Consider the following 3741-nt stretch of genomic DNA (forward strand, 5'->3'; position numbering starts at 1 on the left):
CCCGCCCCTCCGCTCCGCGCCGCCTCCCCGCCGACCACGCCCCCGGCGGCGCCCGCACCGTCCCCGGCCCCGGCCCCCGCCCCCGTCCGGCTCAGCAAGGTGACCCTGACGAAGGAGGCCCCCTCCGTCTCGCTCACCAAACAGGGCGGCACGTCGGGCACCATGCGCGTCAACCTCAACTGGCAGGTCCGTAAACAGTTCAAGGGCTGGGGAGCCAAACTCGGCCGCGCCGTCGCCGCCCACAGCGATCTCGATCTCGACCTGTGCGCACTCTACGAACTGACCGACGGACGCAAAGGCGTCGTCCAGGCACTCGGCAATGCCTTCGGCTCCCTCTCCCGGCCGCCGTACATCCATCTCGACGGCGACGACCGTACGGGCGCGCTCTCCAGCGGCGAGAACCTCACGATCAACCTCGACCACAAGGATCAGCTGCGCCGCGTCGTCATCTTCGTGACCATCTACGAAGGCGCCCGCAGTTTCGCCGATCTCGACGCGACCGTGACGCTCCAGCCGCAGCACGGCGCACCCGTCGACTTCTCGCTCGGTGAATGCACCGTGCCCTCGACCGTCTGCGCGCTGGCACTGATCACCAATACCGGATCGGACCTCGTCGTCCAGCGCGAGGCGCGCTTTCTCGTACCGGATCGCGGAGTCAGCCCGCAGCGCACCATCGATTACGCCTATGGCTGGGGCATGAACTGGACACCCGGCAGGAAGTGACCTACGCCCGCCCGGCCGGCTACTGCGGCCGGGGCTCGCCCTCGGGACGGGCGTACGTACGCCCCTTCCAGGCCGCGCCCCGGCCCCGGTAGTGCCGGACGGCCGAGTCGACGGTCATCAACAGGTACAGGAACGCGGTGAAAGGGAGCAGCGGAGCCAGCCACGACGACTGCCGGTAGTACCGCAGCATGGGGAGGTACGTCCCCGCCATCACCGCCCAGGCCGCGAACCCGAGCCACCCCGCCGCCGTGTCCCCGCCGAACAGCCCGGCGCCCAGCGCGACGGGCGGCGCCAGGTAGATCACCGCCAGGCCGGCCACCGTACCGAGGAGCACCAGCGGATTGTGCCGCAGCTGCGCGTACGCGCTGCGCGCCACCATCTGCCAGAGATCGGCCAGCCGGGGATACGGACGGATGCTGTCGACGCGCTCCGCGAGCCCCAGCCAGATCCGGCCGCCGCTGCCCTGGACCGCCTTCGCGAGCGACACGTCGTCGATGACCGCCTGGCGGATCGACTCCGGCACCCGCGCGCGGACGGCCGCCTCGGTACGGAGGAGGACACACCCGCCCGCCGCGGCGGCCGTCCTGGCGCCGGGACGGTTGATCCGGCGGAACGGGTACAACTGCGCGAAGAAGTAGACGAAGGCCGGGACGACGAGCTTCTCCCACCCGCTCGCCACCCTCAGCCGGGCCATCTGGGAGACCAGGTCCAGCCGGTGGCCCAGGGCGGCGGCGACCAGTTCCCGCAGGCTGTCCGGCTCGTGGGCGATGTCCGCGTCCGTCAGCAGCAGGTAATCGGGGTCCTTCGGACCGCCGCGGGCCAGCGCGATGCCGTGCCGCAGCGCCCAGAGCTTGCCGGTCCAGCCGGGCTCCGGTTCACCCGGCGAGGACACGGTCAGCGGCAGTCCGCCGTACCGGGCGGCGAGGTCACGGGCCAGCTCGCCGGTGCCGTCCGTGCTCCCGTCGTCGACCAGGTAGATCTCGGCGGCGCCCGGATAGACCTGCGCCAGCAGCGACGGCAGGCTCTCCGGCAGCATGTCCGCCTCGTCCCTGGCGGGCACGACGACCGCGACGGACGGCCAGAGGCCCACGTCCCCTCCGGCCGGGGCCGCCGTGCCCGCCGTACCGGGTGGGCTCTGCGGCGTGGACGGACCGGGCGGCGTGGACGGACCGGGCGGCGCGGACGCGCCGGGCAGTACGGAAGGGCCGGGCGACGCGGGCGTGGGCAGCCGCTGGTCCGTCCGCCAGAAGAAACCCTGACCCAGCGACAGCCAGCCCCACGCGGCCAGCGAACTCAACGCGATCCAGGCAATGGCGCTCATCCGCCGCAGTCTGCACCACAACTCCGGTGCCGCGAACGCGGTCGACTATGGTGACCGGGTGAAGATCGCGCTCATGGATTCCGGTATCGGCCTGCTCGCCGCCGCGGCCGCGGTACGCCGGCTGCGGCCCGACGCCGATCTGGTCGTGTCCCTGGACCCCGACGGCATGCCCTGGGGCCCCCGCGCTCCGCACGACGTGACCGAACGGGCGCTCGCCGTCGCACGGGCCGCCGCCGCCCACCGGCCCGACGCCCTGATCGTCGCCTGCAACACCGCCTCCGTGCACTCCCTGCCCGCGCTGCGCGCCGCCCTGGAGCCGGACCTGCCTGTCATCGGCACCGTCCCGGCGATCAAGCCCGCGGCGGTCGGCGGCGGCCCCTTCGCCATCTGGGCCACCCCGGCGACCACCGGCAGCCCCTACCAGCGCGGACTGATCCGGGACTTCGCCGACTCCGCCGAGGTCACCGAGGTCCCCTGCCCCGGACTCGCGCAGGCCGTCGAGTCGGCCGACGAGGACGCGATCGACCGCGCGGTGGCCGCCGCCGCCGCGCTCACCCCCCGTGGGGTAAGGGCCGTCGTCCTCGGCTGCACCCATTACGAACTCGTCGCCGAACGCATCCGTACGGCCGTCCAGCAGCCGGACCTGCCCCCGCTCGTCCTGCACGGCTCGGCCGACGCGGTCGCCGCCCAGGCGCTGCGCCGCCTCGGAGACGTACCCGCCACGGGAGCCCCGGCGGCCCCCTTCGACCCCCGGCTCACCGTGCTCCTCAGCGGTCGCGAAGGCGATCTTCCCGTGCGCGCGCTCGGCTACGCGGAGGGGCGGCTGCTCGCCGCCGTCACCCAACCGGGCTGACCACGTGTCCGCCGTCACGGATCCGCCGGAGGACTTCCGTCCGCGCGGAACGTGGGTACGCTGCTTGGCATGACGGAGCACCCCCGGCAGGAGGGCGACACCGTGGAACCCCTGCCCGAGATCTGGACCGGCCGTGCCACCAACCGTGCGCAATGGCTGCTCGCCGCGGTGGGACTCGCCTGTATCGCGCTCGGCGTCGTGCTGGCCGTCCAGTCGAGCTGGACCTCCGGCTTCGCCGCCCTCCTGATGTCCGTCATCGGCTGTGTCGCCGCCGGGCTGCTCATCCTCTTCGGCACCCTGGCCTTCGTCCATGTGGCGGTCCGGGTCGACGGCGACTGCCTGGAGGTCCGCTGCGGCCACATGGGGCTGCCGCGCCGCCGGATCCTCCTCGCCCACGTCGTGGACGCCGACTTCGCCCCCAAGGTCAACCCGCGCCAGTGGGGCGGCTGGGGCTACCGATGGCGTCCCGAGATGGGCACGGGCGTGGTCGTGCGCAGAGGCGAGGGGCTTGTCCTGCGCCTGGGCGACGGCCGGACCTTCACCGTGACGGTGGACGACGCGGAAGCCGCTGTGCGGGTCATCCGGGACCGTCTGGTCCTCGGCCGGCCCGGCAGCGCCGCGGCCGGCACCTGAGCAGCGGGCCACGACCCGATCGGCCCGCCCGGCACCGTCCGATCAGCACAGCGCCACCTGGTCAGCACAGCGCCACCTGGTCAGCCCCCCGCCACCTGGTCAGCACAGCACCACCTGATCGGCCCGGCACACCTGATCAGCCCGGCGCCCGGTCCAGCGTCGGCAGCGCCTGCGGTACGAGCCGCCCGGCCGGCCGGGCCGTCGCCAGCCC

3 protein-coding genes and 1 pseudogene are annotated in these 3741 nt (G+C 73.5%); 3 read left to right on the forward strand and 1 reads right to left on the reverse strand.

Annotated features, from left to right (window positions below):
- Positions 1 to 723: pseudogene (locus GT042_RS26525) on the forward strand (Tellurium resistance); the annotation flags it as partial.
- A gap of 19 nt (positions 724 to 742) precedes the next feature.
- Here the strand turns inward: GT042_RS26525 and GT042_RS26530 are convergent.
- Positions 743 to 2044 carry a glycosyltransferase gene (locus GT042_RS26530; RefSeq protein WP_237531205.1) on the reverse strand — a complete coding sequence of 434 codons (1302 nt, stop codon included), beginning with the start codon at positions 2042 to 2044 and terminating at the stop codon, positions 743 to 745.
- Between the two features lie 58 nt (positions 2045 to 2102).
- Here GT042_RS26530 and GT042_RS26535 point away from each other — a divergent pair, with 58 nt between their 5' ends.
- Entirely contained in the window at positions 2103 to 2897 is a 795-nt protein-coding gene (locus tag GT042_RS26535) for an aspartate/glutamate racemase family protein (protein ID WP_161311254.1), read from the forward strand.
- A 69-nt stretch (positions 2898 to 2966) separates the two neighbouring features.
- Entirely contained in the window at positions 2967 to 3530 is a 564-nt protein-coding gene (locus tag GT042_RS26540; protein WP_161311252.1) for a hypothetical protein, read from the forward strand.
- Positions 3531 to 3741 lie beyond the last annotated feature (211 nt).

Origin of the sequence: Streptomyces sp. SID3212 (assembly GCF_009865405.1) — a bacterium.
In the GTDB taxonomy this organism is placed as follows: Bacteria; Actinomycetota; Actinomycetes; order Streptomycetales; family Streptomycetaceae; genus Streptomyces.

Bases quoted from the DNA above. Each gene is read 5' to 3' on its own strand.
- GT042_RS26530 (WP_237531205.1), bottom strand. From the start codon at position 2,044: ATGAGCGCCATTGCCTGGATCGCGTTGAGTTCGCTGGCCGCGTGGGGC.
- GT042_RS26540 (WP_161311252.1), top strand. From the start codon at position 2,967: ATGACGGAGCACCCCCGGCAGGAGGGCGACACCGTGGAACCCCTGCCC.